The organism is Mycobacterium hubeiense, assembly GCF_002838065.1.
Lineage (GTDB): Bacteria > Actinomycetota > Actinomycetes > Mycobacteriales > Mycobacteriaceae > Mycobacterium > Mycobacterium hubeiense.
This window is the reverse complement of the sequence record NZ_PIZU01000012.1, coordinates 23,146-49,339: the sequence shown is the minus strand read 5'-3', so window position 1 is coordinate 49,339 and position 26,194 is coordinate 23,146. Positions and strand designations below refer to the sequence as shown.

Here is a 26,194-nt window from a genome sequence, read left to right as displayed (position 1 = left end):
CTTGCTGAGATAGTCATGCAGATCACACAATCGGTATGTCTTGCCAGCTCGGCCGGTTCATATCCGCGAATCGCAAGCGCATAACGACATGGACTCGACTTGGGGACCTACGGAGTATGGCCGTACAAGCTGCTACAGTGGGCGACATTGTGAGGTACAACGACGCCCCCACGAGGAAGCGACTGCAGCCGGCGTTAGCGCTGGCGGTTGTTTTCTGGGTGCTGCTTATCGGCAGTGAAGCAGCGTTGCCGTGGTCAGACGGTCCCGATGACCACGGTCCTCACGCGGTGATGACAGCGGTGGCCGGTGAGTTTGCTGTGGTGATGGATCACCCGCATTTTCAACAAGCTTCAACGACGGTATCACCCGACACCTTCGCCGCAGCCGTCGTGCCACGGGTCGCCACCGTACTAGTGGCCTTGGGGCTGGTCGTCGCCGTCGCGGCGGCATGGCTGTACCGCGGGCATGGGATCTGGGCAACGGTGCGCGGTCCACCGCGTGGCCTTGGCCCTGTCGCATCGGGCCGCCAGCTGCTGGCCCGCTTCTGCATTTCGCGGCGCTGATCAGGCAGCGCCAGACCGACCGCGCTCAGACGGGCACGGCCGGTCGGCGACCGCTGCCCTTTGTCAGCTGCCGCGCACCCAAGTCGCGGCTTCGATGCAGAAGCGATGACTCATATGACCGATGTCCTGTCCATCCATTCCAGCGATCCTCACTTCGCGCGCCACCGCGGGCTTGGCCGAAATCACCGGCTAGCCACGATGGTGGGAAACACCCCGATGCTGCGGATATCCTCACCGTTCAGTGATGACCAGCGCGGCTTCTGGGCCAAGCTGGAAGGATTCAATCCCGGCGGCATGAAAGACCGGCCCGCCATGCACATGGTGGAGCAGGCAACGGCCCGCGGTGACCTTCGTCCCGGTGCGCGCATCGTGGAATCCACCAGCGGCACATTAGGTTTGGGACTGGCCTTCGCCGGCACCGTGTACCGCCACCCCGTCACCCTGGTCGCCGACCCGGGAATGGAGCCGATCATGCACCGGATGCTGTCGGCCTACGGCGCCGACATCGATGTGGTGACCGAGCCGCATCCGCAGGGCGGGTGGCAGCAGGCCCGCCGCGACCGCGTCGCCGAACTGCTGGCCGCCCACCCACACTCCTGGTACCCCGACCAATACAACAACCCCGACAACGTGGCGGCCTACCAGGGCCTGGCCCTCGAATTGCACGCCCAACTCGGCGAGATCGACGTACTGGTGTGTTCAGTGGGCACCGGCGGTCACTCCGCCGGCGTGGCACGAGTCTTGCGCCAGTTCAATCCTGATCTGCGGTTGATCGGAGTGGACACCGTCGGGTCGACCATCTTCGGCCAGCCCGCGGCCACTCGCTTGATGCGCGGACTGGGCTCGAGCATCTATCCGCGCAACGTGGACTACGACGCCTTCGACGAGGTGCACTGGGTGGCGCCGGCCGAGGCGGTGTGGGCATGCCGCACGCTGGCGGCAACGCACTACGCCAGCGGCGGGTGGAGCGTCGGCGCAGTGGCGCTGGTCGCCGGCTGGGTCGCCCGAACTCACCCGGTGGATACGAGCATCGCCGCCGTCTTCCCCGACGGCCCGCAACGCTACTTCGACACCGTCTACAACGACGACTATTGCCGCCAACACGGCCTTCTGCATGGCCAACCGCCCGAAGAGCCGGCCGTCATCACCCATCCGACCGAGCAGGTCGTTCACTCCTGGACACGGTGCCTCAACGTGGCCGACCCGGTGCGGAGTGTCTGCTGATGGGTGTCATCAGACAATTCGGCAGCTTCGGATGGCCCAGCCGACTACTGATGATCAACCAGTTCGGCATCAATCTCGGGTTCTACATGCTGATGCCGTATCTGGCCGGCTATCTGGCCGGGCCGCTGGGACTGGCGGCGTGGGCGGTCGGGCTGGTTCTGGGTGTGCGCAACTTTTCCCAGCAGGGCATGTTCATCATCGGCGGAACGCTGGCCGACCGGCTTGGCTACAAGCCCCTCATCGTCGCCGGCTGCCTACTGCGCACCGCGGGATTTGGGCTCTTAGTTGTCGCACATTCGCTGCCCGCTGTTTTGATCGCCTCGGCCGCAACCGGTTTCGCAGGAGCATTGTTCAACCCAGCAGTGCGCGCCTACCTGGCTGCCGATTCGCAAGAGCGCAGAGTCGAAGCGTTCGCCATGTTCAACGTGTTCTATCAGGCCGGCATCCTGGCGGGCCCGCTAGCAGGACTGGCACTGATGGTGGTGGACTTCCGCATCGCCGCTGCCGTCGCGGCCGCAGTGTTCGCCGTGCTCACCGTTGCGCAGCTATTCGCCTTGCCACAACATAGCGCCGACCCGGTCGCCGAGAAGACAGCGATGCTCGATGACTGGCGCATCGTCGTGGCCAACCGATCATTCCTGTGGTTCGCCGCCGCGATGATCGGGTCCTACGTGTTGAGTTTCCAGGTCTATCTGGCCCTACCGCTACATGCTGCAGTGCTGGCACCACAACACGAATCACTGTTGGTTGCCGCAGTCTTCGTCGTGTCCGGTCTCATCGCGGTGGGTGGGCAGCTGCGCATCACGCGATGGTTCACGGCCCGCTGGGGCGCCGGACGATCGCTAATGATCGGCATGCTCATCCTGTCTGCTTCGTTTGTGCCGCTGCTGGTAGTTCCCCACAGCGGACGCTTCGGCGCCACTGCGGCCATTGTGGCATTGCTGATGGCGGCGGGGCTGCTGGCGGTCGGCTCGGCAGCCGTTTTCCCGTTTGAGATGGACACGGTGGTGTCCTTGGCGGGCAATCGCCTCGTCGCTACGCATTACGGGTTTTACAACACCATTGTGGGAGTTGGCATTCTGGCCGGCAATCTGGCCACCGGTGCACTCCTGCAGGCCGCCCGAGACGCCGGGGCAGAGGAACTACTTTGGGGCGGACTGGGATTGGTTGGCGTGGTGGCGGCACTTGCGTTGCATCGACTTGACCGCCGTGGCCGTCTCGCGCCCCAGCCCGTACTAGCTACATCGGCGTAACGATGAAGCATCGCGGCCAGATTCTGGCACCTGTGTCGGCGTGAACACAACATGAGCTAACAACCCGGCGACCTCAAACACGCCAGAACCAACAACATCGTCGGATACAGCCGCCCCATAGCGACCCTGCGACCGAGGCCAATCAGTCACAGCCTTTGCTGAGAGCCGCTCTGGCCGTCCCGGTTGTTGCGCTGCTCGACGCTGCGCATGTAACTGGCAACACATTTGAAACGCCTTGGTACATATGACGTTAACTCGTTATCGAATCGTGGCGCGCGGCTCTTGGCATGGGTCCGCAACCATGTATCCTCGAAGTAGCTACTAATTAGCTACGTACTGAGCGCAGCCGTATATGCGTTGAAGTACGCGAAAGGAGAAAACCGTGAAGATGACCGCACTGGCGACTATTGCTCTGTCGGGTATCGCCACATTCATGATCGCAGCGGCACAGCCGGCCGCCGCAGCGCCGGCCGGGCCCGACTCGGCCCAGGACACTGTCAACAGACTGGAGTCCAACGGCTACAAGGTGATCCTCAATAAGGTGGGGACAGCACCGCTGGAGCAGTGCACGGTCAGCGCGGTGCGCCCGGGCCGCGAGGTCACCGAGTTTCGCCAGAATCGGCGCGACCAAACTGTTGAGCGGGTTTTGTACACGACGGTCTACGTCGACGCTTCCTGCTGACCTGGCGGGGGAGGGGTGATCTCATCATCGGGGCCATCCCCTCCCCGCTTCTGGGATCCGGCGCCACGGTGGTGACGGAACACCGCCACCGTGCATCCGCGCCGAACTGAACCCGCCGCTAACGCGTTCAATTCAGATGCGGTGGATCACTCGTCATCGACGGACGGCGATAGGGCACCCAAAGCGCGGTGCTCATGGGCAGCACTTGTTGTCGTGCTTCACGGCGCGCCGTTGCCGGGTGTTGGCGCCAAGTGCACACATCACCGCGCACTTGACGACCGCGCGAACCATTGGATGCCGCGCAACGCGTACCAGCCCCGCCGCCTTGGGCTTCACAGCTGTGCTCATCCCTAGCTCCTCTCCACACCAGAACACCACGAAATACCCCCGAAGGGTATCCGTTGATCGGGTGCCACGTACAGCCCACGACGGCTCTGGCAGCGGAGGGGAGAGTGCGATCCCGATTCAGCGTCGTCACGATGACGTGGTGGGGCCAGCCTTCGACCTACTATCGCGGTTAGTACGATAGTGGAGGTGATGTCGTTGATCCTGAGAGTGCGTGTCCACGTCGCCATCGTCGGTGCGGTGCTGACACTGGTTGGCTGCGGTTCTCCCGCCGAACCGCTGACATCGTCGGCGACACCGCCGCCGGTGGGACAGACCGATACTGCGGCTCGCGCACTGCGCTCTGTCGGACCGCAACAATTCGCCGAGGTTATCGCCGCACCCGAGCGGGTCACCATCAACGTGCACGTGCCCTACGAAGGCGACATCGCCGGCACGGATCTCAGCATTCCGTTCGACCAAATCGAGGCGCAGATCAATAGGTTGCCGACCGTTCGCAGCAGTGCGCTGGCGGTCTACTGCCGTACCGGACGGATGAGCACTATCGCCGCCACCACCCTGGCGAACCTGGGGTATCACGACGTGGTGGAGTTAGCCGGCGGAATGCAAGCGTGGCAGCAAAGCGGCCGCACCCTGGTGTGGCGCTGACCATTCTGCGGCTCGACGAACCGGGGCCCGGCTGCGCCCCGTCGTCACAGGAAGTCTGAGTCGTGCCTACGCCCCCGACGACATGGGTTAGCCGGCGTCACGAAAGGCTGCAGCACCGTGGTCCGTCCTTGCCGTGGCCGGCACGTCGCGTAGCTGCCACTGGCATTCCCAGCGTTCATCGAGAAGCTCATCGATCAAGGAGGTGTCGGGGTGGCCACCGAGCCTGCGAATGGACGCGCTGACCGCGCTGAGCAGTTCGAGTTGGCGGTCGATGGCTTGAAGCCTTCCCACATCCCTCCATTGGGCTGGCCCGGCGGACCGTGGCGTTGACGGCCCGCACTACATCTACTGTTCTGGTACACAGATGCTAATCGATTCGACCTCACGCTCGACGCGACGCCTGGGTGCCATGACAGCGTGGCTAGCACACAGGGCCTGGCCGCAGCAGCGTCGTTCGTCGCGACCCTCCACAGCGTCCAACGCGGTCAAGAAGTTGGCCAGGTATGCTGGTTTCCCTTCGAAAGCCGCTTCGTATCAACAGCATTCGGTGCGAGAGCCGCTGAAGCTGTTGTGTGCTGCAGGGGCGGCTACCCATCGCCGAAACGGGGTTTGGCCATAGGGGTGATGGGTATGCGGCTGTGGACCGTGGGCCCCGCCACGGTCAGCCATGCGAATACGTGCCATGGAAATGGAGGACGGTATGAGTACCGCGAGCAAGATGCTTGAAACTTATCCGCAAGACCTGGGTGGTATCGACCGTGCCGCGTTGACGTCCTGTATCGAGGCGTGTCTGGAGTGCGCGCAAGCGTGTACGGCGTGCGCCGACGCCTGCCTCAGTGAAGATTCGGTGCAGCAGCTCACCACCTGTGTGCGCACCAACCTCGACTGTGCCGATGTGTGCGCGGCGACCGGGCAGGTGCTGTCCCGCCATACCGGTTATGACGCCAATCTGACCCGCGTGGTGCTGGAGGCGTGTGCCACGGCATGTCGGTCCTGCGGGGACGAGTGTGACCGCCACGCCGGTCATCATGAGCACTGCCGCATTTGCGCGGAGTCCTGCCGCCGTTGTGAGCAGGCCTGCCGGCAGTTGATGACGTCACTGGGCTGATCGCGTCCTGCGACTCACGAGCGCACCAGCCGGTTGATGGCGTCGGTGGCCTCTTTGATCTTGGCGTCGGCGTCATCGCCCCCGGCGTGCGCGGCGTCGAGTACGCAGTGTTTGAGGTGATCGTCGAGCAGGCCGAGCGCCACCGCTTGCAGTGCCCGGGTCAGCGCGCTGACTTGGGTGAGGATGTCGATGCAGTACTGCTCGTCTGCGACCATCCGGTGCACTCCTCGCACCTGTCCCTCGATGCGCTTGAGACGGTCAAGGTAGCGGTCCTTGTCCGTCATGTAGCCATGCCGCGGCGGCGTCTGCGCGGGTGTGGGTTTCGTTGCTGATGTGGGCATTTGTTCCTCCCAGATGGTGCACCCGGGATTGACACCCGGGACCGCAGCCTTAGGCGTATCCCAGCGGATTCCTGTTCCGATGTAGTTCACAGATATTGTCGCGCGAAATGCGGCGATGGGTGATGGCCGCCGCGCGCATCTGCGCCGGGCGCCACACCACCCATCGCCGATGAAGGGTTAGGCAACAGCGTATTTCGCCGGGTCGGCGTCAAACTTAGGGACGCATCCAGCGCAGCACAGCCAGTAGGTGCGCCCGGCGTACTGGCGGACCCAGCCCTTGGCTTCAGCTTTGGCCTTGGCCACGAACCGCCCGGGCATGACCGGGCACTCGGCTGCGTCGACGCCCGGATCCACCGGGTCGTGGTCGTGTTCGTGGTGGTGATGGCTGGTGTCGGTGACAGCGCCGTGATTTGTCATGGTTGGGGTGTCCTTTCGGGTTCGGCCTCAGACGTCGGCCAATCGCTGCCGACGTGGCGGTTTGGCTGTCCAGGGGTCTTTGAGCGGTGAACAAGTCGTCAGACGCGCACCGCGGTATAGCCAGCGTCGTCGACAGCGGCGAGTACAGCCGCGTCGTCGATCGGCTCGGTGCTGGTGACGACCAGCTTGCCGGTCGCCGCGCTGACGTCGACCTGCTCGACACCGTCGATCTCACCGACTTCCTCGCGCACCGACATCTCGCAGTGCCCGCAGGTCATGCCGGTGACCTGGTATTCGCTGGTGGCCATGGTGTATTCCTTCCTCGCTAGCTGTGGGCGGTGACTGTGTAGGCAGCGCCTTCGGCCGCATTGCGAGGGCGCCAGCCGGTGATCATTTGCTTGCGCACATGACACGACTCCTTTCATACCCCGGTGGGGTATCCGTTGTAGAAAGACAATATACCCCCCATGGGTATTCCGCCAGTTCCGGTCATTCGGGTCTTGGCCACAGCCAGGAACGGATGTCCGCTGGAAGCGGGTTGGCGACGCCATGTGCAGGCTCGCACCGCGAGCGCCGGTCATCTCCGGGCCTGTTGTTCTACGGTGTGGGTACGTAGATAGGATGGCGGGCGGCGCGGACTGACCGCGGTTCCCCATGCTGAAAGGACGACATTCGTGTGCAGATTGGCAAGGATCTTTGTCGCCGGGGCGGCGATGCTGGTGGCGGTAGGCGTCGGTATGCCGACGGCGAGCGCGGCGCCTGAAAGTTGCCCTCATCGGTTCGGATCTCCTCAGCAGCTGACAGATGCCGGTGGTGCGGTGGTCCAGCAGTGGTCGGTCAGTGACCTGCGCGCCAGTACCGATCCAGTGCCCGGCTATCCAGTGGCCGGTCGGCTGTGGGAGGCCACAGCCTCGGTGGAAGTGATCACGGGGACCGTGACACCGATCATTCCCAACGTTTATGCGGTGTCGGCTTCCGGTGAGCGCTATCAGGTGTTGTGGCAGCTGGCCAGTCCCAGCTCCATTTCCGGCGCAACCATCAGCCAAGGCCAGACTTCGACCGGCAAGGTCTATTTCGATGTGACGGGTGCCGATCCGATGGCGGTCATCTACACCAATGGCGGGTCGACTCCGGCGATGATGTGGTGCTGCAACGGCAACATGATGATGCCGATGCAAATGGCGATGCCGATGCCGATGGACGACTGTCCCCACTGCACAGGCACCATGTAGTGACTCATCACATGGGCTGTGTTGCCCTTGTCCTGCAATGACTTCCGGACACTGTCCGGTCATATCGCTGCGCGAAACCTGCATCGATGACGATGCGGCTCAGGTCACTAGCTGCCAAACCGGCCCGGCGATGATGCCCAGAAGGAGGCTGAGCGCGGCGGCCAACACCGCGGCGCGGGCGGGCCAATGCTGGGCCGCCGGTTCGTCGGCATCGCCGGCCGCGTCGGGGCGCGCGAAGGCAGGGATGATCCAGCGCAGGTAGTAGAACAGGCTGACCAGCGTGTTGACGAACACCACGACGGCCAGCCACGCATACCGACCGTCCCAGGCTGCGGCGGCGGTGGTGACCTTGCCGATGAACACCGCGGTCGGCGGGGTGCCCACCAGACCCAGTAGCGCCACGACCAGCGCGCCCGCCAGCCACGGGCGGGTTCGGGCCAAGCCGCGATAGGAATCGAGATCGCGGCGCCCCGGCAGCGCCGCGGTCACTGCGAACGCCGCGATGTTCGTGACGGTATAGCCGCCCAGGTAAAACAGCAGCGAGGGCAGCGCCAACTCGCTGCTGCCGGCGACGGTGATCGGCACGAGAAGATAGCCGACCTGGCTGACCGTGGACCACCCCAGAAGCCGGCGCGGATCCTGCTGCCAATAGGCAGCCAGGTTCCCCAAAGTCATACTGGCGACCGCAAATACGGCGATCAACACCGGCCACGCCAGGGTGTCCGGCAGAACAGTGGAGAGCCGATACAGCGCCACCAGGGCCCCGATCTTGGGCACGGTGGTCAGAAAGGTCGCGGCCGTGGCGTTGGCGCCCTGCGCGGCGTCGGGCACCCAAAAGTGCGCCGGCACACCACCGGCCTCGAACATCAGGCCCGCCAGCACCCCGACCACTCCGGCCGCGACCGCCACCGCCGGAGCGCCGCCCAGGGCCATCGCCAGCTGCGGGTAACGCGTCGCGCCGGTCAGGCCGTAAAGAATCGTGACGCCCAACATCAGCAAGATCCCGAACAACGCACCCATCAGATAGGCCTTCATGGCGGCCTCGGCCGCGGCGGCCGAGCGCACCAATCCCACTAGCCCGTAGAGCGGGATACTGGCCAGAAAGTATCCGGCCACCAGCAGCAACAGGTCCTCCGCGCCAGCCAGAACCAGGACCCCGCTGGCCGAAAACATCAGCAGCGCATAGGTTTCGGCTTCCCGCGGCGAATCCCGCATCTCCGCACCGGCCACCGCCCAAATCAACAACAATCCAGCCGCACAGGCGATCCGCGCCACGCCCGTCGCGGTGTCGACGGAAAACGCGCCCTCGAAAGCCATTTGATCCGGGCCGACCATCTGCACCACAGCGACACCGATGACGCCGGCCTGCACCGCGACCGCCATGACGCCGACCCACCACTGCCGCTGCCGGCGCAGAAACGACCCCGCGATCAGCGCCACCAGACCGGCGCCGAACATCATCATCTCCGGCGCCACAAGCAGTGGCCGCATTGCCGCCTCGGGATTCACCGCTTATCTCCCGACGAGCGCCACCAGCGCGGCAGCGGCCGGTTCGATCAGGTCCAGCAGCGGTCGGGGAACCAGGCCGATGGCCACACTGAGCACGAGAAGGATTGACACCGAAGCGGTCTCAGGGACCCGCACGTCGGTGAAGTCGACAGCATGCCCACGCGTGGGACCGGTGAAGACGCGTTGCAGCGCGCGCAGAAACAGCGCGGCGGTAAGCAGAATGCCGGGCAGAGCCAGCGCCGTGACCGGAGAGGCGGCGATGCTGCCGGCGAAGATCTGGAATTCGGCGATGAAACCGGAAAACCCCGGCAATCCCAGTGAGGCGAACGCGCCCACGGCGAACAGCGCGGCGAGTTTGGGCGCCGAGCCGGCCAGGCCGCCGTAGGAGTCCATGTCATAGCTGCCCGCCCGGTCATAGAACACCCCGGCGAGCAGAAACAGGGCGGCCGTGATCAGGCCGTGGCTGACCATCTGGGTGACCGCACCGACCACCGCGACCCCTCGCGCGTCGGCGGTGCCCGCCGCGGTCAGCCCGGCAGCGCCGACGGCCACCACGACGTAGCCCATGTGGTTGACCGAGGTGTAGGCGATCATGCGTTTGAGGTCGTTTTGGGCCAGCGCGACCAGCGCCCCGTAGATCACCGATACGACCCCGACGGCGATGATCGGCCACGCCCACTCGCGCCATGCCTGCGGCAGCATCGGCATCGCGATCCGCACGAACCCGTACGTGCCCATTTTCAGCAGCACCCCGGCCAGCACCGCCGACCCGACGGCAGGCGCGTCGGTGTGCGCCGGCGGCAGCCACGTGTGGAAGGGGACGGTGGGTGTCTTGACCGCCAGTCCGAGCAGGATCGCGGCCAACACCAAGCCGCCCGCCAGCGGGCTGCGCGCCAACGGTGTGGTCGCCGCCAACTCGACCATGTCGAAGGTATGCGGATCGGCGGCGATATATAGGCCGATAAAGCCCACCAGCAGCGCCAGCGATCCCAGGAACGTATACAGGAAGAACTTCAGCGCCGAGCGGGCCGCGTCGCCGTGTCCCCAGCCGGCGATGACGAAGTACATCGCCACGATCGACAAATCGAAGAAGACGAAGAACAAGATCAGATCCGCGGCGACGAACAACCCGAGGCTGACGCTTTGCAGGAACAGAAACAACGCGGCCTGCAACCTGGGCCGGTCCTCATTGCGCAGCCCGTAGATCGCGCAGGCCAGGAAGATCACCGCGGTCATCACCACCAGCGGCAGCGACAAACCATCAACGCCGATGTGGTAGCTGCTGTTGACGCCGGGGATCCACGGGACCTGCTCCTCGAACGCCAACTCGTTGACCGCCGGGGCGTCGTAGCGCGCCCACACCACCACGACGAGCGCCACGTCGATCACGGTGACCGCCACCCACATCGCGTTGGCGGCGCGCCCGGCCAACCGGGGCGCGGCCAGCAGCGCCAGCGCAGCGGCCAGCGGCAAGAACACGATCACACTGAGCACGACGTCACCTCACCGTCACGATGAGCACGAAGCCGGCGACCAGCAGCACTCCGGCGGCCAAGTAGTACTGATGCAGCTGCCCGGTTTGCGGTCGGCGCGCCAGCTGACCGAACCGTCCCACCCGCGCGGCCACCGCCTCCACCGCGCGGTCCACCGCCCCGGTGTCGGTCCGAGCGGCCCGGCCCGCCGCGCGCAACACCACGATCGCCGTGGCGTCGACCGCCCGGTCGAGCACCGTGTCATCGAATCGGGCCGCCACCCGGGCGGCAGCCATGGTCGGGGCGACCACCAGCAGGTGCGCGGCGCGCTGAAGGCCCAACCAGGATGCAGCCCAACGCGGTTCGGGCACGCCCCAGCGCGCCACCGCGGCCACCACGATGAGAGCAAGGGCCGCCGAACCGACCAGCTCGGCCACGCCGGGATGAGTGATCGGCTGCTCGCCGTCGAGCGCACGCGCAACGATGGACCCCACCGGCGGCAGAGCCAGCACACCCAAAAACATTGCCCCCGCGGCCAGGACCACAAGCGGCGCCTGCTCGAGCCCGGTGTGCCGGCGTGGGACGGGGCGGGCCGCCGCGGCCGGCGACGTGGCCGTCAGCTCCGTCGAGGGCCGCGCCCAGATCACCACCAGCATCTTCGCCGCATACGCCGCCGACAGCGCCGAGGCCAGTAACCCCAACACGTACAACACGGGCGAGTGCTGCGCGGCAGCAGTCAACACCGCATCCTTGGTAGCCCACAACGACAGCGGCGCAACCCCCGCCAACGTCAGTGCCGCGATCGTCGCCGACCACCCCACCACCCGCCAGCGCCGCGCCACACCGTGCAAGTCGTCCAGACGCTGGGTGCCCAGCAGCGACAACCAAGCGCCCGCGGCGAGGAACAAGCCGGCCTTGGTGGCGGCGTGCGCAACCAGGTGCGCGGCGCCCCCGCCGACGGCCGCCACCCCCGCGGCCATCACCACGAATCCCAGCTGCGCTGCGGTGGACGCGGCGAGCAGCTGCTTGATGTCGCGCTGGGCGACCGCGACAGCGCCGATAACGACTGCGGTGAGCACTCCCGCCCATGCCGCCGCGGTCGCCGCCCAGCCGGTGGCGGCCAGCAAGGGTTGCGTCCGCAACAACAAGAATCCGCCCATCGCCACCATCGCCGCCGAATGCAGCAGGGCGCTAACAGGACTGGGACCCGACATCGCCCGCGACAGCCAAAAGGAGAACGGCAGCTGCGCCGCCTTGCCGAGCGCCGACACGAGCACCCCGAGCGCGATCACATCGCGCCACCCACCCCGCGCATCGGCGAAACTGCCCAGCGCCATCCCAGCGCCGCCAGCCAGCGCGGCGCCGGCGGCCAGATACAGGCCAAGATCGGCGGTGCGGGTGGTCACGAACGCGGTGAGCCCATCCGATACGCGGTATTGCTCGCGCCACCAAAACCCGATCAGGGCGTACGATGCCGCCCCCATCACCTCCCAACCCAGCAGCAGCGCGGGCAGCGTCGCGGCGGTCACCGTCAGGATGGCGGCGGCGGCGAACACCAGCATCAACCCGTGAAACCGGCCCCGCGCCTCGCGGATGTTCCCGGCAGAAAACATCAACACCAGCAACGTCACGGTGGTGACCGCCGGCAGCACGGTCCCGGCGAGCACGTCGACCCCAAGACCAAAGGGCGCGCCAGCCATGAACGCCACTTGCACCGACGGCCGCGCCACCGACACCACGACCGACACAGCGACGCACCCAAGCGCGGTGACCATCGAAATCACGTCGACCCACCGATCGTCGCGGCGGCAGATCAACAAACCGACTCCGACCGCGGCCGGCGCAGCGACCAGCAGCCACAGCAGCGCCGAGCTCACGTGCTGCTCATCCGGAAAGCTCGGCTGCCATATCGGTCATGTCCGCGCGACGCTCCCGGTGCAGCGCCGTGGCCACCGCGAACCCCATCGCCATCTCCACCGTCATGGCGGCGATGACCACCAGCAGCAACACCTGGCCGCTGGGCGCCGGCATCACAAACCACCAAAACCCCGCGCCGGCAAGGATGATCGCGTTGATCATCAACTCCAGGCCCATCATCACCATCACCACAACTTGCTGAGACAGCGCACCGTAGAGCCCGACGCTGAACACCGCTGCCGCCACCAACAACACCGTCTGCAAGGTCATCGGCCCACCCCTCCGGGTTGCGGGTCACGTGCGGGGCGGTGTTTGAGATCGTCACCGAAACGGTCGTAACGGGTACGGGCGGCCGCCAACACCACCCCGGCCACGATCGTGGCGACCATCACCGGGCTGATCACCGCCATCGTCAGCATGTGCGGACCCATCAACGCCTCGCCGAGTGCCATGGTGACGTCCGGCGGCGGCTGGCCCTGCCGGGCGGGCCAGTCGATCAGCACAATCCCAGAAGCCAGGAAGACAAAGGTGGCCCCGGCAGCGACTAGTGCGCGGCGGTTGTCGTGAACCATGCTCATCGGCATCAGCGCCGGATTCATGCCCATGAACATGACCATGTAGACCGCCATCACCGCCATCTCCATCACCATCATCAAGATGGTGACCACGCCGATGTAGTTCTGCTGCAGCAGAACAACTGCGACACCGACCGCAATGAACGAACTCGCCAGCGCATATGTTGCGCGCGCCATCGAATCCACCCAGAACACCGCGGCACCGGCAGCGACGGCGATGACCGCGAGCAGCCAGAACACGATATGAACAATCATGGTGTGTCAACTCCTCCAGATGGCGATGACCGCCACCACTAAGTCTTGGGCCAAAACGGCTGGCAACAACACCACCCAGCCGACCTCCATGAACTTGTCCGGCCGCAGCGCGGGTATCGCTCGCCGCAGCCACACCAACACGCTAAGCAGCGCAACGGTTTTCACAACAGACCACATCCAGTCGGGCAGCAGCGGTCCGGCGCCGCCGCCGAGAAACATCGGCACGGCGAACGCCGCCCCGGCGACCAGAACGGCGTAGCGGCCCGCGACGAACACCAGCCGGTCAACCCCGGACAGCTCGGCAGTCATGCCACCGGCGAGGTCGTCCCCAAGCGCCGGGCTGAACGGGCCCCACACCGAAAACGCCAACACACCAAGGCAATACGCCACGAATGCGACCGGCATCCACACCACGAACCACAGGTCGTGCTGGGCGCTGGCCACGTCGCCGACGCGCAAGCTGCCCGCCGCCACGGCGGGCGCGACAAGGGCGAACATCAACGGCAGTTCATAACCCAGCGCGTGGGCGAGGAACCGATAGCCGCCAATCAACGAATGCACCGAATTGGGTCCCCAGCCGGCCAGCCACACCACCGCCCACATCATCACGTCAACGGCGTTGACCCACATGACGCCGACATCAAGGTCCAGCAGCGTCCAACGGCCCAGCGGCACAACGACAATCATCAGCAGAGCGACCACGATCGGGCCGACGCACCCGATGCGCCACAGCAGCTTGTCGGCAGCCACCAGGGTCCGGCGACGCTGACGCATCAGGCGGGCCGCCTCAAACAGCGGTGCGGCCACCGCGCCGCTCGCGCCGTTGGCCCGTGCGGAAAGAGTGCTGTCCAGGCTCGCCGCGAACAGGACGAGCACGGCCAACAGGGCAGCGGCCGCCAGCGCCCACACGCCACTGACTGTCGTCGCCTCAGGCATGCTGACCCCGCTCCGCGGGTGACAGCTCGATACCTAATCCGGCGACCACCAGCCGTGCCGTGGCCACGTCTAAACCCTCGACCAGGTCGGGCAGCATGTCCTCGACGGCGCCGTCGGGCACGTGCAACTGGGGCGCATCGGCCTCGTCTCCAACCGCACGTTGCACCACGTCGAGCCTTGTGAGCAGCCGATCGTAGGTATCTCCGGCCAGAGCCGCGGGCATTCCGTATCGGTCGATGTCATCGACCGCGATTGGGGCGAGGTCGCGCAGCGCCCACCGCAGCACCCGAGAGCGGCGCACCACGGTGGCCAACGCGCCGGCCTGTTGGCGGGCGGCGCGGCTGTCGACGGTGCCACCCAGCAGTACCTCGCGTAGCCGTCGTGCGCGCGCGGCCGCGCGAGGCCAGCCGGCCAGCTCCAAGAGGTCGACGATATGGTCGGTGTGGCGGGCTGCCTGCATCCAGCTGCTCAGCGGCGGCTGCGGTTGTTCGTTGGAGGCGGCGCCCATCAGCTGAGGCTGGGCAGTGGTGATGACATCGCCCTGCAGCGCGCAACGCAGCACCAGCCCGGCTGGCCAGTACGCGAGGAACGGACCCAGCCGCACGTGCAGCTCGTCCATCTCCAAGCCGTCGCGGTCTTCACCGCCCTGGGCCAACGCGATTCCCGCCGGCGCCATTTCCATATCGCCGTGGTCCATGTGGTGACCGCTGTGCCCCACGTCGTGATGACCATCCTCGCCGGGGTCACCGTGTGCGCCGTGGTCGTGATGCTGGTGTGCGCTGTGGTCAGCCGGCTCGTGGCTGTCCTGCTCGGGATGGTGACGATCTGAGCCGCCGTGTGGCGAAGGGTCACCCTGCCTCTTTTGGTGATGGGTTGCGGGGTCGTCGCTGCCGTCGTCTCCGTTCGCATCATGGCCGCCGTGGGCTGTTTCAGAGGAGCCACTGTCGGCCGGGCGGCCGTGCCCGGCGGCGCTGTGGGGCATGTGGTGACCTTCGGCGCCGGCGTCGTGCTGAGGCATCGGCGCGGCGGACTGTATTCGGTCGCGGGCATCTGTGCGCTGCCACCTGGCGTCGATAAGGACGCCAGCCGCTCGGTCCAGTTGTGAGCGCGTCGCCGACAGATCTCGGATGTCGACCCGAGCGCGGGGGCCTGGCAGCTGGTCCCAGAGGCGATCGATAAGGTCGTCGAACTCATCGTCGGCCGCGGTTCCACAGACCGCCAACACGTCGGCGCCGGCCGGTGAGACGGCTTGCCGCCATCCGCGCGCAGCGATCAGGTTCTGTGTTGCGGCGCGAAGCGCCCAATTGCCTGGCAGCTCGGCGATGAACACATGCGGGCGCCGGGCGGCGTACTTGGCCAGCCATCGATTCAGGTCCACCGCAGCGCACCCTCTCGCCATGCCCAGGTGACCGCGACGAGCAGCGCGGCCAGAAACAGAAACATCTCGATGACCGCGGTGGCGCCCATCTCGACGACGACGACCGCCCAGGGATACATGAACAGCATTTCGACGTCGAAGGCCAGGAACACTAGCGTGGCCAGGTACCAGCGGACGTGATAGCGCGACAACGCGTGCTCCTCGGGCGCCCATCCCGATTGGAAGGGCAGCGAGATCAGCGGCCTAGAAGACACCGCCGTAAGTCGGTGCGCACCATAGGCACTCGTGACGCCGGCGACGGCGACCAGCAAGGTCCACATCAACCCCGCGTACACCCGCACCTCCCGCGGTCGCAATCTCCGCGCTGTGACGCGGACTGAATTTATGCGCGCCCTCTAGACGTACCCCGTGGGGGTATTTAATGCAAGGGAGATGCGGATCCAGTTCGATCAGCTCGCTCGTCTGGAACAGCTCTCATATCGGCAGTACGGTCGTCGTCACGAGTTGATCGCGGATCCAACCGACGAAAACGGCCCATTCTCCGGTGACCAATGCGATACCAACGGCGATCAACATGACTCCGCCGGCAATTTGTATGCGCCGGGTGTTGCGCCGGAGCCACCCCAACCAGCGCTGCATCGCGCTCGTGCCCAACGCCAGCAGGACAAATGGCACGCCAAGGCCGAGGCAGTAAGCAACGATGAGTAGCACACCGCGTGCCGCGGTTACCCCTTGCGTGCCGGCGGCAACGGAGAGGACGCCGGCCAGCGTGGGTCCCAAGCAGGGCGTCCAGCCGAGCCCGAATGTCGCGCCGAGCAGCGGTGCTCCCACAATGCCGGTCACCCGGCGTGGGTGAAACCTGATGTCGCGCTGCAGCATTGGGATGAACCCGATGAATACCAGGCCCATGACGATGGTGATTACTCCGCCGATCTGTTGCAGCAGATTGCTGTTGAGTGCCAGTGCGCCGATCAATCCGAACACTGACGCCGTCGCTGCAACAAACACGACGGTGAACCCGGCGACAAACAGGAGGGCAGCACCGGCTGCACGCCACGAATCCCGCACTGTCGGCGGCTCATCTGGTGAGCCGTTAGCCCCTGCGGCGCCGGCGAGGTAGGACAGATAGCCGGGCACCAAGGGGATGCAACACGGAGACGCGAACGACACGGTGCCGGCCAGCGCGGCCGCGCCCAGCCCGAGCACCAACGGCCCAGACGCCGCCGCGGCGCCGAAAGCGTCACCGATGCCCTGGGCATGTGCGCTCACGGCTCTGCCGCAATCCGCTGCACGACCGGCCGCAGATCCTCGGCCAGCAGCGCCCTCAAGAAGACGGCAGCGACCCGGTGTTTGCGGTCGAGCACCAGCGTGGTGGGCACGACGCTGGTGGGGTAGCCCTTGCCGAGGGCGATCAAGCTGCGCATCGCAGGGTCGAAGATCGACGGGTAGCGGACATTACGGTCGCTGACGAAATCCTTGGCGGCAGAACGGTCATCGCGCACGTCGATGCCTAGGAATGCCACGCCGAGGGCTTCAGTTTCACCGAACACCTTCTCGAGCTCAGGAGTTTCGGTGCGACAGGGAGCGCACCAGGACCCCCAGATGTTGATCACCACTACCTTCCCGGCGAAATCGGATAGACGGATCGGTCGATCGTCCATCAGCGCGGGGCCCGAGAGGTCGCCGATGCTGCCTCGAGACTCCGGCGGATCGTAGAAGAGGTCGGTCTTACCACCTGGTGACACGAACTCGAACGTGCCACCCTGCGCGACAGCATCGCGTCCAGTTGCGCATCCAGCCGCCATAAGAGCGGCCATGATGATGGCGCACAAGGCCAGTGCCCGCAGGTGGTTCGGCATCGGGTCTCCGCTGGTAACAGACCCGGTCCGGGTCTCTCTACTACCTGTGTACGTAGATGGTAGGGCAGTGGATCTAGCCCACGGTGCGCGGCCCTTGGAGGACTGCTGTTCGTCGCGCCGCACGAAAGGTCTAGCCGTTACGAATCGGCGTAGTAAATCGCATCCCTGGGGACCGATGCGGACCGCCAAATTCGGCGACCTACTCAGCTACGCAGTAGTTACGGAAGGTAGCGGTGCTTTCCATATGGAGGAGCCTGGCACCGGCGAGGTTCAGGTCGAGGAGCGGGTCGCCCCACTCAATCCCGGCGCCGACGGAGCCACCGGCTGGCACGCGATCGATTCCACCGTCGTGTGACATGCCACCCGCGCTCATGGTCAGTCGCGCGTGAGCGGCTCGGTATGAATGCGGTCACTAAGCCGACCGGCGGCATAGCTGCCGCGGTTACTATGTAAGTACGTAGATGACGAGTCCGATCTCGCATTCGGGAGGAACTGATCATGCAGGCAGTGGACATTCGGGCCGCCGACGCCGACCGTGAACGGGTCCTGGCCGAACTGCAACGCCACACCGCGGCCGGCCGGTTGAGCATAGACGAATTCGCTGAGCGCGCCGCCTGCGTATACAGGTCACGCACAATGGGGGAACTCGCCGTACAGACCGCCGACCTGCCGCCCGATGCGAATTCGGATGCGAGCAAGCAGATCCCGCGCGCGATTTGGACCGCACTGATCCTCGCTGCAGTCGCGGTAGCACTTCTCGGTCTGGCCGCGGTGGCGACTGCGGGCCCGATGGGTGGCGTGGGCTGCGGCTGGTAATCACAGCACCAAACCGCCGCTGAAGCGTCTACTATGTAGATACGTAGAACATAGGTGCGGGACGGTCTGCACATGCAGGCCGGTGCACAGTTGAGGAGTTCACGATGTCTTCGGTGCTCTACAGCCTGGCCCTGCTGGCCTGCCCGGTAGGGATGGGATTGATGATGTTCATGATGATGCGGGGGCAGAGTAGGAGCCCCGCGGACCAGGCCGAGAGCGGCTCCGCAGATCGCAGCGATGTCGACGCACTGCGGGCGGAGATCGAGGCGCTCAAGGCCGAGCGCACAGCGGATACACCGCAACCCCCGCGGCCATGAGCACCTGGGCGGCGGCTCTGGTCGCCGCTGCGGCGATCGGGTTCACCTACTTCTTCTGTGTGCGGCCGATGATGCGCGGCCGCGGTCACTGCGGAATGTCCGGAGGCGCGAGCCGCGAACAGCAGCGGGGCGTGACGAAGCGGGAGATCGCCGATTTACGTGAGGACCTGCGGATACTGCGGGCCCAAGAACAGTTACGCCGACAGGCGCCCCCATCCGCCGACGGCTAAAGCGGTGGACGAGCGTCATTCGTCGTCCTGATACACGATGCGTTGGGTGACGAGATGGCTGGGGTCGGTGAGTGTTTCGTCGGCGATTCGGCCGGCGTCATCGAGTGTGAGCACTACGTTGATCGATGCGGCGGGGTATCCGAGGGCGAGCCGGGTTGGCCCGCTGCCGGCGAGGCGGACCGCCTGGGGAGCGTTGCCGCCTGCGTAGGGCTGTTGGGAGACAAAGAACTCAGCCGATAGGTCAAGCGGTTTGGGTTTATTCGGGCCGGACGTGGTGTCGCTGGTGACCGACTCGTGGACGGTGATCTGCCCGGCGGCGCGGGTGGCGGCCACGGCGCGGCCGAGCTCCTCGGCGCCGGGCAGGGTTGGCCACGGGATCAGTAGGCTGACCGGCGCGCTCTTGGCGTCGTCGGCGCCGGCGGCCAGGCTGAGCACATTGTCGCCGTCACTCCAGGCCGCGTCGGCCACAAAGCATCCTTGCCCGCAGCCACGAAACGCGAGTGCCGTGTCGTCGCCATCGGTTCGGTCGAGCCGCCCGGAGAGCGTGTACTTTCGGTCGGGTTCGGCGGCGTAGTAGTCTCCCCGCCGCGGTGCGGACAGTCGCACCACCAGTTGTCCGTCGCTGGCGGCGACGGCGACGCCGATTTGGCCGGCGAGTGCCCCCAACGGCAGCACCGGACCTGGCGGCGGCGGCGGTGCGGGCTGGACCGCGCCGCGCACCGGCGGCGTGGACACCAGCGTTGCGCTGAGCGCCAGCACCACGATCAGGGTGAGGCTTTCGGCCCGAATCGCTTTGGGGAGCTTGGCCATACGGGCTTCGTCGCGAAGGATCCACCGCGCGGTCAGGGCGAGTGCCGCCGCGGTGGCCACCAGTGCGAGTTTGACGAGCAGCGCGCGGCCGTAGTTGGTGGCGAACACCTGTGACAGCGGCAGCAACACGAGTGCGGACACCGCGCCGGTGCCGATGACGACGACAAACGTCCACACCGCCAGCCGCATGTAACCGGTGAGCACCCAACGCACCGCGGCGGCTTCGCGTCGCCAGGCGAGCACCGCCAGCGTCGTCGCCACCAGCGCGCCGACCCAGACCGCGGCAGCTGCCAGGTGGACTGCGGTGAGCACCGCGCCCCACACCCCGGCTGCGGCGTGGGCGTGCGATCGCCACCCTTCTGCGCCGACGACCACCAGCAGCGGCAGCAACGCCCACGCGCGCGGCCGCATCCGCGTCAAGGCCAGTGCCGCGGCCAGTCCGGCCGCCTCGACCGACACGATCGCTCCGGTTCCGCTGCGCCACAGGGCACTGAGTTGACCCGCCTCGGCGACCACCTGGGTGGCAAGCCCGGCGGTCGCGGCCAGCGCGGCCACAAGGGCGCCGGTGATCGGTGACCGTGGTTCGACGAGCGCCGGCTTCTCGGCGCGCGCGGTTGCGATGAATCGTTGGGCGATCAGCCCGCCGAACGCGATCGCTAACCCTGCGAACAACACCCACCGCAGCGCGGCGGACCACCAGGCGGTCGATGCTGTGCCGGCACCTGGGGCGGCGGACAGCGCATAGCCGACACCAAACCTGAACCCGTCTTCTACGAGGTCCCCGTCGGTTCCAGTAACGCGCCAGCGCACCGTGTAGCTGCCCGGCGGCAGCGGCGCGGCCGGGCGTGCAGTGACGACTTGGCCGTCTCGCGCAGTGGTCGGGGCACCGGTTGGTACCGCACGACCGTCCTTACCCAGTACGACGACAGGGTCGGCACCGATGGTGACCCGCTCGTTGAATATCAGTGTGATCGATTCCGGCGCAACGGATACCGCAGTTTCAGCGGCAGGTTCGGTGAACAGCAACGTCGGATGGGCAGCCGCTGGCCCCGCGACACCGAGACCAAGGACAGCCACAGCCCCCAGAATGCCGAGGACCCCGGCGGCGCGGCGGAACCAGATGGTCATGTCATGGCTGCGCGGCGATCCAATAGTCGCCGAAGTTTTCGTTCGGAGAGCCGACCGTAGGAGAATGGTTCGCCGTCGACGAGAACGCCGGGGGCGAACATCACTGCGGCATCGGCGGCAAGTCGTCGGCCCATGTCGCTGCGCAGGTCGACCTCGGTCACCGACAGCGGGTATTCCTGGCTGAGGCGGTCAAGGATGCCCTTGGCGAGTTCGCAAAGCGCACAAGACGTTTGCGTGAGCAGCGTAATCTGCACCGGCAAGGTCACTGAATGCGCTCCGTGTTGAGGTCTGCGAGCATCTTGTCGGTCGGCAAGAACATCGTATAGTCGGGTGCGCCACCGTAGTCGGCGCGCCATTGGATCGTGCCATCGGGGCCGACTAGCACGAAGGTGTGCCCGTCACGCATGTCGCCCATCATCCCGTATTTGTTGGCGTCATACGCGCGTGACACCGCCAGGTCGGGGTCCGACAGTATCGGCGTCGTGAGTCTCTCGTCGGCGGCCTTGCGCCCGATCAGCGTCGCGGGGTCGGTGGTGATCGACACCACCGCGTCCACGCCCGCCGCGCGCAGTGCGGACTGATTCTGTTCCAGGTCGCGGATCTGGTCCCAGCACGGCTGACACGACAGGCCTTCCTGGAAATACAGCAGCACCGTGCGACCCCGGTAGTCGTTCAAGCTCACGGGTCTGCCATCACCGGAGTTCAGCGTGAACGCCGGCGCCGGCGCGCCCACGCTAGGCTCACCGGCCACGTGCGGATAGCCGCTGCCTGATGCCGCGGAATCCGGTGCCGTCGAGCCGCCTCGGTACACCAGATACAGCACCACGACGGCGACAATCGCGACCACCGCAACCATGGCCGCCGTGACCATGCGACCGCCGCGGTATGCCCGCGACACCGAAGCGCCTGCGGCCTGACCCTTGTGTTGTTGTCGCGACATCGGTGTCGGCCGAGCCTTTTTCGCGCTTGGGCTTGCTCACTGGTGTTCCTCCTTAGTCGAGCCTGTGTCCTGTAGTTCAGCCTCGTCGCGGCTTGGCGGCGGGCTCGATGCACGTCGCATGGAGCGGCCAATCAGGACGGCGAAAACTGCGGCTAGAACCGCGATCACTGCCCAGCCGGGCAGCCACGACAAGGCGCGCAACGTCGCGGCGCTGAGGTGTTGCAGCCAGCCGGACAGTCCGGTTTGCCAGCCGCCGCTGGGCATACCGGGGCCGGTGACAGCCAGCACTATCGCCAAGATTCCCATCGCGATCATCAACGCGCCGCTGATGGCGGTGCCCAGAGGTAGGGCGCGCCGGTGGGCGCCCCACCCCAACACGATGGTTTTGTCGGTCAGGGCCTGGGTAGCCCTTTCCCGCCGCGCGTCCCAGATCAAGGCGATAACTGCGAGAGGGGCGACCATGCCGGCGACATAGGCCAACCCGACGGCCAGAGCAACCGGAAACGAGGCCGCGGCCCCGGACAGCACAGCCACCCCGACCAGCACCGGCGCGCAGCACGCCGACGCCGCCCCGGAGAACACCCCGAGCAGGTAGGCGGACCGGAAGCTGCCGGTGCGGACAGCGCGGACGCCGGGCATCGGCAGCTTCGGGCTCCATCCCACCAATACCGCGAGACCGGCGGCGATCATCAAACTGCCGCCGATCGAAAACACCCACACGTGCCCGCCGAACAACAACCGGCTCAGCGCCGAGGCGCCCAGCCCGATCGGCAGGATCAACGTCGCCACACCGAGGCCGAACACCAGCGTGGCGGGGACGACACCGCCGCGATGCCGAAAACCGGTCGCCAGATAGGCGGGCAGCATCACCGACACGCAGCACGGCGCCAGCAGCGCCACCAGCCCACCCAGGAACGACGCCAGCAGTGTCGTCCCGATCAGCAATTCACCCATCGACGGTTCCTTGGCTAGTTGTCATCGCGATCGCATGCGCAACCTGAATACGATCTCCGTACGTAGATAGTACCTGCGGCACCAAGTAAGCTAAGCGGGCAGAAACGAGGAGGACCGGTGGCACGCGGTTTCGGCGATCTTGAGGCGGTGGTGATGGACTGCCTGTGGATGCGCGAGGGCGCCACGCCGGTACGGGAGGTGTTCGAGGATCTGCGTCATCACCGTGAGATCGCCTACACGACGGTGATGTCGACGATGGATAACCTGCATCGCAAGGGATGGCTGTCGCGGGAACGCCACGGAAAGGCGTACCTGTACTGGCCGAGCCTGACCCGCGAGCAGTACAGCGCCCAGCTGATGCGGGACGCGCTTGACGACGGCGGTCGCTCGGACCTGGTCCTGACACACTTCCTGGAGCAGTTCAGCGACGATGAATCCGCTGCGCTTCGGAAAGTGTTGCGTCGCTTGGCCACCCGGAAGCGCACGCGGTGAGCGTCGCGATCTGCCTGCTCCTCTACGGGGCAGTGGTGTGTGTGTTGGCGCCGCGGTTACTGCCGAATCTGACTCGCGGCGGCGCCGCCCCGGGCGCCGCCGTCGCGGTGTGGCTGATCGTGTTGACCAGCGTCCTCGCATCATGGACCGGCGCCGCCGTTGCGCTGGCCGTACACACCGCGCGCACGTGGAATCGACCCGATCCGCTGGCAGTGGCCGCGTGTCTGGCCGAGGTGCGCTCAGCCGCAACAGGACAGAGCGGGCCGGCGATGCAGATTGGTCTGGCCGCGGCGACGGTGGTGTTGTCGGCCGTCGTGGTGGCGCTGGCATCCCGCATCGGACGATTCGTGATCAGAGCGCGAGTGCGCACCCGTCGGCATGCTCAGTCGGCACGCATCATCGGCCGCCGAGTCGCCGGTGTCGACGGCCTGGTTGTCGATGCGCCGCAGAAGATGGCGTACTGCCTGGGCGGGCGGCCCGGCACGGTCGTGATCACCAGCGCGGCGGTCGCCGCGCTGGAGCGTCCGCAGCTGGACGCGGTATTGGCCCATGAGCGCGCGCACTTGGCTGGGCGACATCATCTGCTGCTCACCGCGACCCGGGCCTTGGCCGCGAGCCTTCCACGGATCCGGTTGTTTACCGTCGCACATGCGGAGATCGCGCGACTACTGGAAATGTGCGCCGATGACACCGCCGCCCGCCGCCACGGCCCCGCGTCACTACTGGCAGCCATTGTCGCCCTTGCCGGAGCTGACCCGATCCCGGCCACCGCACTGGGCGCGACCACTATCGGGCTGTGCGAACGGGTCACCAGGCTCGCCGACCCCGACACAACGGCGGGCCGGCTCCGCGCCCGACTGCTAATGGCCGCGTTCACGGGCGTTGTTGTCGCAGCTCCCGTGCTGACTGTGTGGGCGGCGTCGTCGGGTTTCACCGCGTGCGGGCCCTTCACCGCCTGAGCGGGCGCGGTCTGTTAGTTGGCTAGTTCGGCACAACGGACCCGTCGGGTTTCAGCGCCGGGATCGGCGCGACGCCTTACCAGACCCATCCCGCTGGGCTGACGCCTCAAAATGCGTTGCAGCAGTACACGATTCGTATGCAGCCCAAGCGTTCCATGTATACACAATTTGACACGTACTATCTGAAATCGTGGAACTTGGAAGCAATTCAGGGTGAACCCGGCGGGGCCATCGTCGGCAGCCGCACTCTGAACGTGCTACCCCGGCCAAGTTCGCTGTCGACCGAGATGTCGCCGCCATGGGCTTTGGCGAGTTCGGCGACAACCGCGAGGCCGATCCCGGAGCCGCCGGCCCCTGCGGTGCGGCTACGGAAGAAGCGTTCGAAGACGTGGGGAAGCTCATCGCGCGCGATACCGGGACCGGTTTCCGCGACCGTCAGCTCGGCCCAGTGGTCGTCGCTGCGCACGGCCACGGTGACAGTTCCTCCAGAGGACACGAACTTCGCGGCATTGGTGAGTAGGTTTGTGACGATTTGGCGCAATCGATCGGGGTCACCCTCGACCGTCACCTCCAGGGCGCGCCAGGTGTGACCGACGCCCGGACCCCATACCGCGTAGTCGCCGCGGTTGCGGAGCTTCACAGCACCGGCGCGGGAAACGTGATTCGGAAATGTCCCCGATCAGCAGCAACAGGGTCGTTCTTGTTTCGTGGGTGACCCAGCCTTCGCGTTCATCACCGGCAGTCTTTGCCGCCCACTTGACCTCGACCGCGTCGGTATGGCGGACGTCGTGTTCGTCGGGAAAGAAATGGCCGAGAAGCCAACCGCGCGTGAGACGTCCGTCGACGTCAGCGTTGCCGGATCGCCACTCGGCGGTCACGTGATCATCGCCTCGATGCCCACAATCCCCGTACCCATCAGGTCAATAACGAATCTACTATCGAGATCAGTAGATGAAACCGCCACCAACCGGATAAGAGGAGTAACCATATGAGCCGCAACGACGTCTTGGTCACCGCCGAGTGGGCCGAGCTGAACACCGACAACCCAAACATCGTGTTCGTCGAGGTCGACGAGGACACCACCGCCTACGACGGCGGCCACATCGACGGGGCAGTCAAGCTCGACTGGAAGCTCGACCTGCAAGACCCGGTGCGCCGGGACTTCGTCAACCAGGACCAATTCTCAGAACTGCTCAGTGAACGCGGCATCTCCAACGACAACACCGTGATCCTGTACGGCGGGAACAACAACTGGTTCGCCGCCTACGCCTACTGGTACTTCAAGCTCTACGGCCACGACAAGGTCAAACTCGTCGACGGCGGCCGCAAGAAATGGGAACTCGACGGCCGCCCCCTGTCCACCGAGGCTGTGAGCCGTCAGACCACCCAATACAAGGCAAAGGCACCCGACAACAGCATCCGCGCGTTCCGCGACGAGGTGCTCGCCGCCATCGGTAACAAGAACCTGGTCGACGTGCGCTCGCCCGACGAGTTCTCCGGCAAGATCCTGGCCCCGGCGCACCTGCCGCAGGAGCAAGCACAGCGGGCCGGGCACATCCCCGGCGCACTCAACGTGCCGTGGAGCAGGGCCGCCAACGAGGACGGCACATTCAAGTCCGACGAAGACCTCACCGCCATCTACACCCACGCCGGCCTTGACGGATCCAAGCCGACCATCGCCTACTGCCGCATCGGTGAACGGTGCTCGCACACCTGGTTCGTGCTGCACGAGCTGCTCGGACACCACGACGTCAAGAACTACGACGGCAGCTGGACCGAATACGGCTCCCTCGTCGGTGTGCCGATCGCACTCGGCGACGGTCAATGAGACCGG

Annotated in this window: 33 protein-coding genes; 13 read left to right on the top strand and 20 right to left on the bottom strand. The window is 66.0% G+C overall.

Annotated elements, in window-relative coordinates; translation table 11 throughout:
- Positions 1–137 precede the first annotated feature (137 nt).
- The 4 genes from lpqS (at position 138) to CWS39_RS11650 (ending at position 3,722) form a co-directional block, all read left to right on the top strand.
- A complete protein-coding gene (gene lpqS, locus CWS39_RS11665; protein ID WP_233213461.1) occupies positions 138–563 on the top strand; it encodes a putative copper homeostasis (lipo)protein LpqS in 426 nt (141 codons plus the stop codon).
- Between the two features lie 114 nt (positions 564–677).
- A complete protein-coding gene (locus CWS39_RS11660) occupies positions 678–1,787 on the top strand; it encodes a PLP-dependent cysteine synthase family protein (RefSeq protein ID WP_102143077.1) in 1,110 nt (369 codons plus the stop codon).
- Complete coding sequence (locus CWS39_RS11655; RefSeq protein WP_199178076.1) at positions 1,787–3,040, top strand: MFS transporter; 1,254 nt, start codon at positions 1,787–1,789, stop codon at positions 3,038–3,040. The genes CWS39_RS11660 and CWS39_RS11655 overlap by 1 nt, the downstream gene beginning before the upstream one ends.
- 382 nt (positions 3,041–3,422) lie before the next feature.
- Positions 3,423–3,722, top strand: coding sequence for a hypothetical protein (locus tag CWS39_RS11650; RefSeq protein ID WP_102143076.1), 300 nt, complete (start codon positions 3,423–3,425; stop codon positions 3,720–3,722).
- 192 nt (positions 3,723–3,914) lie between these two features.
- Here CWS39_RS11650 and CWS39_RS29155 read toward each other — a convergent pair whose 3' ends face one another.
- A complete protein-coding gene (locus tag CWS39_RS29155) occupies positions 3,915–4,070 on the bottom strand; it encodes a hypothetical protein (protein ID WP_199178075.1) in 156 nt (51 codons plus the stop codon).
- A 189-nt stretch (positions 4,071–4,259) separates the two neighbouring features.
- Between CWS39_RS29155 and CWS39_RS11645 the strand changes: the two genes are divergently transcribed.
- Positions 4,260–4,715, top strand: a complete 456-nt coding sequence (locus CWS39_RS11645; RefSeq protein WP_102143144.1) for a rhodanese-like domain-containing protein — start codon at positions 4,260–4,262, stop codon at positions 4,713–4,715.
- Positions 4,716–4,802: 87 nt separating this feature from the next.
- Here CWS39_RS11645 and CWS39_RS11640 read toward each other — a convergent pair whose 3' ends face one another.
- Positions 4,803–5,006 (bottom strand): hypothetical protein, encoded by a 204-nt coding sequence (locus tag CWS39_RS11640; protein WP_102143075.1) that lies wholly within the window; start codon positions 5,004–5,006, stop codon positions 4,803–4,805.
- A 409-nt stretch (positions 5,007–5,415) separates the two neighbouring features.
- Here CWS39_RS11640 and CWS39_RS11635 point away from each other — a divergent pair, with 409 nt between their 5' ends.
- Entirely contained in the window at positions 5,416–5,823 is a 408-nt protein-coding gene (locus CWS39_RS11635; protein WP_102143143.1) for a four-helix bundle copper-binding protein, read from the top strand.
- Positions 5,824–5,837: 14 nt separating this feature from the next.
- Here the strand turns inward: CWS39_RS11635 and CWS39_RS11630 are convergent, their stop codons facing one another.
- From CWS39_RS11630 to CWS39_RS11620, 3 genes are all read right to left on the bottom strand, one after another.
- Positions 5,838–6,164 carry a metal-sensitive transcriptional regulator gene (locus tag CWS39_RS11630; protein ID WP_013470201.1) on the bottom strand — a complete coding sequence of 109 codons (327 nt, stop codon included), beginning with the start codon at positions 6,162–6,164 and terminating at the stop codon, positions 5,838–5,840.
- A gap of 177 nt (positions 6,165–6,341) precedes the next feature.
- Positions 6,342–6,581 carry a YHS domain-containing protein gene (locus CWS39_RS11625; RefSeq protein WP_102143074.1) on the bottom strand — a complete coding sequence of 80 codons (240 nt, stop codon included), beginning with the start codon at positions 6,579–6,581 and terminating at the stop codon, positions 6,342–6,344.
- 98 nt (positions 6,582–6,679) lie between these two features.
- The gene (locus CWS39_RS11620) at positions 6,680–6,889 is read right to left on the bottom strand and encodes a heavy-metal-associated domain-containing protein (protein WP_102143073.1); all 210 of its coding nucleotides are present in this window, start codon (positions 6,887–6,889) and stop codon (positions 6,680–6,682) included.
- A gap of 405 nt (positions 6,890–7,294) precedes the next feature.
- On the opposite strand from CWS39_RS11620, the gene CWS39_RS11615 reads away from it, so the two are divergent.
- Positions 7,295–7,813, top strand: coding sequence for a DUF1942 domain-containing protein (locus CWS39_RS11615; protein ID WP_233213460.1), 519 nt, complete (start codon positions 7,295–7,297; stop codon positions 7,811–7,813).
- Positions 7,814–7,912: 99 nt separating this feature from the next.
- Here CWS39_RS11615 and CWS39_RS11610 read toward each other — a convergent pair whose 3' ends face one another.
- The 10 genes from CWS39_RS11610 to CWS39_RS11565 form a co-directional block, all read right to left on the bottom strand.
- Positions 7,913–9,304, bottom strand: coding sequence for an NADH-quinone oxidoreductase subunit N (locus tag CWS39_RS11610; RefSeq protein ID WP_102143142.1), 1,392 nt, complete (start codon positions 9,302–9,304; stop codon positions 7,913–7,915).
- A 21-nt stretch (positions 9,305–9,325) separates the two neighbouring features.
- The gene (locus CWS39_RS11605) at positions 9,326–10,816 is read right to left on the bottom strand and encodes a complex I subunit 4 family protein (protein WP_102143071.1); all 1,491 of its coding nucleotides are present in this window, start codon (positions 10,814–10,816) and stop codon (positions 9,326–9,328) included.
- Between the two features lie 4 nt (positions 10,817–10,820).
- Positions 10,821–12,671 carry a proton-conducting transporter transmembrane domain-containing protein gene (locus CWS39_RS11600; RefSeq protein ID WP_102143070.1) on the bottom strand — a complete coding sequence of 617 codons (1,851 nt, stop codon included), beginning with the start codon at positions 12,669–12,671 and terminating at the stop codon, positions 10,821–10,823.
- Positions 12,672–12,678: 7 nt separating this feature from the next.
- Complete coding sequence (locus tag CWS39_RS11595; protein ID WP_102143069.1) at positions 12,679–12,981, bottom strand: NADH-quinone oxidoreductase subunit NuoK; 303 nt, start codon at positions 12,979–12,981, stop codon at positions 12,679–12,681.
- Positions 12,978–13,541: an NADH-quinone oxidoreductase subunit J gene (locus tag CWS39_RS11590; RefSeq protein ID WP_102143068.1), complete on the bottom strand. Its 564-nt coding sequence runs from the start codon at positions 13,539–13,541 to the stop codon at positions 12,978–12,980. The genes CWS39_RS11595 and CWS39_RS11590 overlap by 4 nt, the downstream gene beginning before the upstream one ends.
- A gap of 6 nt (positions 13,542–13,547) precedes the next feature.
- Positions 13,548–14,477, bottom strand: coding sequence for an NADH-quinone oxidoreductase subunit H (locus tag CWS39_RS11585; protein WP_102143067.1), 930 nt, complete (start codon positions 14,475–14,477; stop codon positions 13,548–13,550).
- Entirely contained in the window at positions 14,470–15,855 is a 1,386-nt protein-coding gene (locus CWS39_RS29525; protein ID WP_233213459.1) for a hypothetical protein, read from the bottom strand. The genes CWS39_RS11585 and CWS39_RS29525 overlap by 8 nt, the downstream gene beginning before the upstream one ends.
- The gene (locus CWS39_RS11575; RefSeq protein WP_102143066.1) at positions 15,846–16,190 is read right to left on the bottom strand and encodes an NADH-quinone oxidoreductase subunit A; all 345 of its coding nucleotides are present in this window, start codon (positions 16,188–16,190) and stop codon (positions 15,846–15,848) included. Before CWS39_RS11575 ends, CWS39_RS29525 begins: the two co-directional genes overlap by 10 nt.
- A 139-nt stretch (positions 16,191–16,329) precedes the next feature.
- Entirely contained in the window at positions 16,330–17,124 is a 795-nt protein-coding gene (locus tag CWS39_RS11570) for a cytochrome c biogenesis CcdA family protein (RefSeq protein ID WP_102143065.1), read from the bottom strand.
- Positions 17,121–17,714 carry a TlpA family protein disulfide reductase gene (locus tag CWS39_RS11565; protein WP_102143064.1) on the bottom strand — a complete coding sequence of 198 codons (594 nt, stop codon included), beginning with the start codon at positions 17,712–17,714 and terminating at the stop codon, positions 17,121–17,123. The genes CWS39_RS11570 and CWS39_RS11565 overlap by 4 nt, the downstream gene beginning before the upstream one ends.
- Positions 17,715–18,212: 498 nt before the next feature.
- Here CWS39_RS11565 and CWS39_RS11560 point away from each other — a divergent pair, with 498 nt between their 5' ends.
- The 3 genes from CWS39_RS11560 (at position 18,213) to CWS39_RS11550 (ending at position 19,077) form a co-directional block, all read left to right on the top strand.
- On the top strand, positions 18,213–18,530 hold the full coding sequence (locus CWS39_RS11560) for a DUF1707 SHOCT-like domain-containing protein (RefSeq protein ID WP_102143063.1): 318 nt from the start codon (positions 18,213–18,215) through the stop codon (positions 18,528–18,530).
- Between the two features lie 104 nt (positions 18,531–18,634).
- The gene (locus CWS39_RS11555; RefSeq protein WP_102143062.1) at positions 18,635–18,847 is read left to right on the top strand and encodes a hypothetical protein; all 213 of its coding nucleotides are present in this window, start codon (positions 18,635–18,637) and stop codon (positions 18,845–18,847) included.
- Positions 18,844–19,077, top strand: a complete 234-nt coding sequence (locus CWS39_RS11550; RefSeq protein ID WP_102143061.1) for a hypothetical protein — start codon at positions 18,844–18,846, stop codon at positions 19,075–19,077. Before CWS39_RS11555 ends, CWS39_RS11550 begins: the two co-directional genes overlap by 4 nt.
- 15 nt (positions 19,078–19,092) lie before the next feature.
- Here the strand turns inward: CWS39_RS11550 and CWS39_RS11545 are convergent, their stop codons facing one another.
- From CWS39_RS11545 to CWS39_RS11530, 4 genes are read right to left on the bottom strand one after another with little or no spacing between them, the layout of a single operon-like run.
- Positions 19,093–21,015 (bottom strand): copper resistance CopC/CopD family protein, encoded by a 1,923-nt coding sequence (locus CWS39_RS11545; protein ID WP_102143060.1) that lies wholly within the window; start codon positions 21,013–21,015, stop codon positions 19,093–19,095.
- The gene (locus tag CWS39_RS11540) at positions 21,012–21,281 is read right to left on the bottom strand and encodes a glutaredoxin family protein (RefSeq protein WP_102143059.1); all 270 of its coding nucleotides are present in this window, start codon (positions 21,279–21,281) and stop codon (positions 21,012–21,014) included. The genes CWS39_RS11545 and CWS39_RS11540 overlap by 4 nt, the downstream gene beginning before the upstream one ends.
- A complete protein-coding gene (locus tag CWS39_RS11535) occupies positions 21,278–21,955 on the bottom strand; it encodes a peroxiredoxin family protein (RefSeq protein ID WP_102143058.1) in 678 nt (225 codons plus the stop codon). The genes CWS39_RS11540 and CWS39_RS11535 overlap by 4 nt, the downstream gene beginning before the upstream one ends.
- 36 nt (positions 21,956–21,991) lie before the next feature.
- Positions 21,992–22,909 carry a cytochrome c biogenesis protein CcdA gene (locus tag CWS39_RS11530; RefSeq protein ID WP_102143057.1) on the bottom strand — a complete coding sequence of 306 codons (918 nt, stop codon included), beginning with the start codon at positions 22,907–22,909 and terminating at the stop codon, positions 21,992–21,994.
- 117 nt (positions 22,910–23,026) lie between these two features.
- Here CWS39_RS11530 and CWS39_RS11525 point away from each other — a divergent pair, with 117 nt between their 5' ends.
- On the top strand, positions 23,027–23,401 hold the full coding sequence (locus tag CWS39_RS11525; protein WP_102143056.1) for a BlaI/MecI/CopY family transcriptional regulator: 375 nt from the start codon (positions 23,027–23,029) through the stop codon (positions 23,399–23,401).
- Positions 23,398–24,360 carry a M56 family metallopeptidase gene (locus tag CWS39_RS11520; RefSeq protein ID WP_102143055.1) on the top strand — a complete coding sequence of 321 codons (963 nt, stop codon included), beginning with the start codon at positions 23,398–23,400 and terminating at the stop codon, positions 24,358–24,360. The genes CWS39_RS11525 and CWS39_RS11520 overlap by 4 nt, the downstream gene beginning before the upstream one ends.
- Before the next feature lie 208 nt (positions 24,361–24,568).
- On the opposite strand, the gene CWS39_RS11515 is transcribed toward CWS39_RS11520, so the two are convergent.
- Entirely contained in the window at positions 24,569–25,000 is a 432-nt protein-coding gene (locus CWS39_RS11515; RefSeq protein WP_102143140.1) for a sensor histidine kinase, read from the bottom strand.
- Positions 25,001–25,348: 348 nt separating this feature from the next.
- On the opposite strand from CWS39_RS11515, the gene CWS39_RS11510 reads away from it, so the two are divergent.
- Complete coding sequence (locus CWS39_RS11510) at positions 25,349–26,188, top strand: sulfurtransferase (RefSeq protein ID WP_102143054.1); 840 nt, start codon at positions 25,349–25,351, stop codon at positions 26,186–26,188.
- Positions 26,189–26,194 lie beyond the last annotated feature (6 nt).